This is a genomic window from Pararhodobacter sp. (assembly GCF_034676075.1).
Taxonomy (GTDB): Bacteria; Pseudomonadota; Alphaproteobacteria; order Rhodobacterales; family Rhodobacteraceae; genus Pararhodobacter.
The window spans coordinates 1-4,850 of sequence record NZ_JAUCCQ010000188.1; the positions used below are offsets into that span (position 1 = coordinate 1).

Here is a 4,850-nt window from a genome sequence, read left to right on the forward strand (position 1 = left end):
CCCCCCCCCCCCCCCCCCCCCCCCCCCCCCCCCCCCCCCCCCCCCCCCCCGTTTTGCATCGACTTGGGGCGGCAGCCCCCCGCCTTCGCCCCGGTCTCTACCCACGCCGCCGTCCCAGCAAGCGCCCGTCGATCACCACCAGCCCCGCCCCGATCAGCACCATCCCCGCCACATGCCGCGCCAGCAGCGCCTCGCCCAGAAAGGCGATGCCCAGGGCGATGGCGCTGACCGGCACCAGGAAGGTGACGAGGAACGCGTTCACCGCCCCGGCGCTGGCGATGAGCCCGAAATAGAGCCCGTAGGCGAAGGAGGTGGACAGCACCGCCAGCCCGACCAGCGCCGCGATCACCCCCCAGCCGGGGAAGGGCAGGGACCAGGGCGCCTCGGTCAGCGCGGCAAGCGGCGCGATGATCAGGCTGGCCCAGACCAGCTGGCCCAGCGCCAGCGATAGCGGTGGCAGGCCATAGCCGCGGAACCGCCGGGCCCAGACCCCGGCCAGCGCGTAGCTCAGCGCCGCGCCGAGGCAGGCGAGCTGCGCCCAGACGGTGCCGGCGCCGCCCGAAAGCCCGCCGCCCATCATCACCGCCACGCCCAGAAAGCCCGCCACCACGCCCAGCGCCTTGCGCGGCGAGAGCCGCTCGTCCCGCGTTGCCAGATGCGCCACGACCACACCCCAAAGGGGCGTCGTTGCGTTGAGGATCGAGGCCAGGCCCGAGCTGATCTGCCCCTGCGCCAGCACGTAGAAGGTGAAGGGCACGGCGTTGTTCAAGAGCCCCATCACCCCCAGCGCGGCCCAGAGCCGCCAGCCTTTGGGATAGGGTTGCCCCATCAGCGGCAGGGCCACGGCCAGCACCAGCGCGGCCAGGCCGACCCGGGCCAGCACGATGGTGAAAGGCGGCAGCGCCGGCACCGCGACGCCCACGAAAAAGAACGATCCGCCCCAGAGGACGGACAGCAGGATCAGGCGCAGCCAGTCGGCCCCGGACATCGGACTACCTCGTTGTTTCACCGGGGCCTTGTGCCGGTTCCGGGTGGCCCGAGGCGACCCGGAACCTGCGGAATGGTCAGTTGTCGCGGGTCCAGGTCTGGTCGCGGCAGATGAACAGCACGCAACCCGAGACGGTCAGCTGGTCCCCCGCCAGATCCATCCGCGAGCGATAGGTCTGGTCGCGGTCGGGGGCATAGATCTGCCCGTCACGGTACTGGCCATTGCCGCGCGGCTCCATGTCCCAGACGATCTGGCGGCCGGTATTGGCCGACTGGATGGCCGCGCCCGCGCCGTTGTAGCTTTCGACCAGCGTGCCGCACAGAGTATTGCCGCACATCGTCATCGAGATGACGCCGTAATTGCCGTTGTCGTCGGGCTGGGTGCGCCAGCGACCTTCGGCCGGGTCGGCGGCGGCGGCGCTGGCAATCAGGCTCAGGGCGGCGGTCAGGCTCAGAATCAGGGTTTTCATGGTGGTTCCTCCCGTTTTCCGCCAGCATCCGGATTAGCCCCCGTCGTGGCAAGAGCCTCGTTTGTCCCTCGGCGGATCTCGTGGCGTCAGTCTGTCATTGCCGCAGCGATCAGGTCCATGTCGGCGGCGCTTACCTCGAAAAGCCCGTAGCGGAAGCGCGCGCCCCAGCCCGGCCCGCCGAAGGACAGGTGCTCCAGCAGCGGCCGGATCGGCGCGTCGCGGGTGGGCAGCCAGCGCACATCCCGGCGGAAAGGCTGGAAGCCCGCGCTCATGAACCCCTGATAGACCGGCCCGTCGGCCACGATCCCCAGCGCGGTGAAGGCCTGCACCGGGGCGCCGTCGCGGATCCGTTCATGCGGCGAGTAATAGGCCACGCGGTCCCCGGGTTGGAGGCGCCGGAGCGGCGCCTCCTTGCCATGGTTCACCTGCATGAAGCCGCCCTCGCGCCCGATCCGCACGTGTTCGGCCGAGGCAACGGCGATCCAGGCCCGGCTCACGGCATGGCCGGGACATAGAGGCGCAGCCGGTGCCCGTCGGGGTCCGCGACCGTCACCGCCTGACCGAAGCCCAGCGTGGTCAGCGGTTGCAGGATCGTCACCCCCTGCGCGGCCAGCCGTGCCTCGGCCGCCTTCAGCGCCTCGGCATCGGCCAGCGCGACGTCGAGTTCGGCGCCGCCCGGGGCCAAACCGGCGCGGGGCTGGACTTCCTCGGCGCGCCACAGGCCGAGCCGGGCGCCGTCGCCCAGCGGCAGCATGGCGAAATCGGCGGCCTCGTAAAGGATGGGCGCGCCCAGCGCATCGGCGTAGAACCGGGCGCTGACTGCCGGGTCGGTGACGTAGAAAATGAACATCGGGGTCGCTTGCATGATCGTCTCCTTGGTTGCGATGCGTCTCTCTCGCATCCCGGAGTGTCAGCTTCTGTCAGCAGCCTTCCGCGCCCGGTCTGCTTCCCACCATTCCCTGAGCAGCACCGTCCGGCGACGGGGAAACCGTGCCTCCAGCACCCGGCATTCGGCGATCCGGTCCTCGCGGAAATTGCGGAATCCCTGCCGGAGCTCGCACCAGCCGACCAGCGTCTGCACCGATTCGAAGAACCCCATGGCCAGCGGCCAGACCACCCGCCGCGTTTCCTCGCCCGCCAGGCTGCGGTAGAGGATCTCGGCCTTGTGTTCGGTTCGCATCGCCTCACGCAATTCGGTCATCACCGGCGATCCGGCGCCGGGAAGCCGGCCGGGCACCAGAAGCGGCGAGGTATCGACGAAGACCCGCAACTCCTCGGGCAGGACGGCGCCGATCCGGCCCAAGGCCTTGCCCGCCGCCTCGGCCAGCGCCGGATCGGCGCGGGCGGCGACAAGGCGGGTGCCCAGAACCAGCGCCTCCAATTCCTCGCGGCTGAACATCAGGGGCGGCAGCAGGAAGCCGGGGCGCAGCACATAGCCCACGCCCGCCTCGCCCTCGATCACCGCGCCCTGCGCGCGCAGGGCCTCGATGTCGCGGTAGACGGTGCGCAGCGAGGTGCCGGTTTCCTCGGCCAGCCGGGCGGCGGCCAAGGGTCGGCGGTGGCGGCGCAGGATCTCCAGCACCTGCAAAAGGCGTTCGGCGCGGTTGGTCATCGCTCTGGTGTCGCGCAGCAATGGCGGCGGGGCAAGGGGCGGAAGGGCTGGACGGCGGGCGGGCTGCTGCCTAGTGTCGCGCGCATGAGTGAGACCTATCAGGTACTGGCCCGCAAATACCGTCCCGAGACCTTCGCCGATCTGATCGGGCAGGAGGCGATGGTGCGCACGCTGAAGAACGCCTTCGCCGCCGACCGCATCCACCATGCCTTCGTCATGACGGGCATCCGGGGGACGGGCAAGACCACCACCGCGCGGATCATCGCCAAGGGGCTGAACTGCATCGGCCCCGATGGCAACGGCGGGCCGACGACCGAGCCCTGCGGCGTCTGCGAGCCCTGCCGGGCGATTGCCGAGGGGCGGCATGTCGATGTGCTGGAGATGGACGCCGCCAGCCGGACGGGCGTCAACGACATCCGCGAGATCATCGATTCGGTGGCCTATCGCGCGGCCAGCGCCCGCTACAAGATCTACATCATCGACGAGGTGCACATGCTCTCGAACAGCGCCTTCAACGCGCTGCTCAAGACGCTGGAAGAACCCCCGCCGCATGTGAAATTCATCTTCGCCACCACGGAAATCCGCAAGGTGCCGGTGACGGTCCTGTCGCGCTGCCAGCGCTTCGACCTGCGCCGGATCGAGCCCGAGGTGATGATCGCCCATCTGGCCCGGATCGCCGGCAAGGAAAACGCGCAGGTGGCCGAGGATGCGTTGGCGCTGATCGCGCGGGCGGCGGAGGGGTCGGTGCGCGATGCCATGTCGCTGCTGGATCAGGCGATTTCCCACGGCGCGGGCGAGACGACGGCCGATCAGGTCCGCGCCATGCTGGGGCTGGCCGATCGCGGCCGGGTCATGGACCTGTTCGAGGCGATCCTTCGCGGTGACGCGGCGGCGGCGCTTGAGGAACTGGCGGCGCAATACGCGGACGGGGCCGACCCGGTCGCCGTGCTGCGCGATCTGGCCGAGATCACCCATTGGGTCAGCGTCATCAAGGTCACGCCCGCCGCGGCCGAGGATCCGACCGTCAGCCCCGACGAGCGTCAGCGCGGCAGCGATCTGGCGGCGCGGCTGGACCTGCGCATCCTCGCCCGCATGTGGCAGATGCTGCTGAAAGCGCTGGAGGAAGTGGCGCAGGCACCGAACGCGATGATGGCGGCCGAGATGGCGGTCATCCGCATGACCCATGTCGCCGACCTGCCGACGCCCGATGAGCTGATCCGCCGCTTGCAGGACAACCCGCCCCCGCCCGGCCCCTCGGGCGGCGGCGGTGGCGGCCTGCCGATGGGCGGCGGGGTCACGGCGATGGGCCGGGGCGGCGTGTCCTCGGGCGGGGGTGGTGGCGCGCAGGCGGCTCTGGCCGGGGCGCCGCATGCGCTGGCGCAATTCGCGACTTTCGAGCGGGTGATGGAGCTGATCGCCGAACGGCGCGACATCATCCTGCAGACCGAGGTGAAGCGCTGCCTGCGCCTCGTGCGTTATTCCCCGGGCCGGATCGAATTCGAGCCGACGCCTGACGCCGCGCCCGATCTTGCCGCCCGGCTGGCCGGGCGGCTCCAGCACTGGACCGGCACCCGCTGGGCGGTCTCCATCGCTCAGGGCGGCGGCCCGACCATTGCCGAGCAGGAGGCCGAGGCCAAGGCCAAGCGCGACGCGCAGGCGCTGGAAGACCCGCTGGTCAAGGCGATCTTCGAGGCCTTCCCGGGCGCGAAATTCCACGACTTCCGCCCCCCGGTCGAGACCGAGCAGGAAGTGGCCGAATCGGCCCTGGCCGAGGTCGAGGA

The 4,850-nt window shown here is 70.6% G+C and carries 6 protein-coding genes; 1 reads left to right on the forward strand and 5 read right to left on the reverse strand.

The annotated features are described in order from the left end of the window. Positions 1-97: 97 nt before the first annotated feature. The 5 genes from VDQ18_RS22745 to VDQ18_RS22765 form a co-directional block, all read right to left on the reverse strand. Positions 98-988: a DMT family transporter gene (locus VDQ18_RS22745; protein ID WP_323023140.1), complete on the reverse strand. Its 891-nt coding sequence runs from the start codon at positions 986-988 to the stop codon at positions 98-100. Between the two features lie 76 nt (positions 989-1,064). Beyond that, a complete protein-coding gene (locus tag VDQ18_RS22750; protein WP_323023141.1) occupies positions 1,065-1,457 on the reverse strand; it encodes a DUF2147 domain-containing protein in 393 nt (130 codons plus the stop codon). A gap of 86 nt (positions 1,458-1,543) precedes the next feature. After that, entirely contained in the window at positions 1,544-1,954 is a 411-nt protein-coding gene (locus VDQ18_RS22755; protein ID WP_323023142.1) for an EVE domain-containing protein, read from the reverse strand. Beyond that, positions 1,951-2,322, reverse strand: coding sequence for a VOC family protein (locus tag VDQ18_RS22760; protein WP_323023143.1), 372 nt, complete (start codon positions 2,320-2,322; stop codon positions 1,951-1,953). The genes VDQ18_RS22755 and VDQ18_RS22760 overlap by 4 nt, the downstream gene beginning before the upstream one ends. A gap of 45 nt (positions 2,323-2,367) precedes the next feature. Then, positions 2,368-3,069, reverse strand: a complete 702-nt coding sequence (locus VDQ18_RS22765; protein ID WP_323023144.1) for a YafY family protein — start codon at positions 3,067-3,069, stop codon at positions 2,368-2,370. Positions 3,070-3,153: 84 nt separating this feature from the next. Here VDQ18_RS22765 and VDQ18_RS22770 point away from each other — a divergent pair. Then, on the forward strand, positions 3,154-4,850 hold a 1,697-nt coding region (locus tag VDQ18_RS22770; RefSeq protein WP_323023145.1), incomplete at its 3' end, for a DNA polymerase III subunit gamma/tau.

Bases quoted from the DNA above. Each gene is read 5' to 3' on its own strand.
- VDQ18_RS22765 (WP_323023144.1), bottom strand. From the start codon at position 3,069: ATGACCAACCGCGCCGAACGCCTTTTGCAGGTGCTGGAGATCCTGCGC.
- VDQ18_RS22750 (WP_323023141.1), bottom strand. From the start codon at position 1,457: ATGAAAACCCTGATTCTGAGCCTGACCGCCGCCCTGAGCCTGATTGCC.
- VDQ18_RS22745 (WP_323023140.1), bottom strand. From the start codon at position 988: ATGTCCGGGGCCGACTGGCTGCGCCTGATCCTGCTGTCCGTCCTCTGG.
- VDQ18_RS22760 (WP_323023143.1), bottom strand. From the start codon at position 2,322: ATGCAAGCGACCCCGATGTTCATTTTCTACGTCACCGACCCGGCAGTC.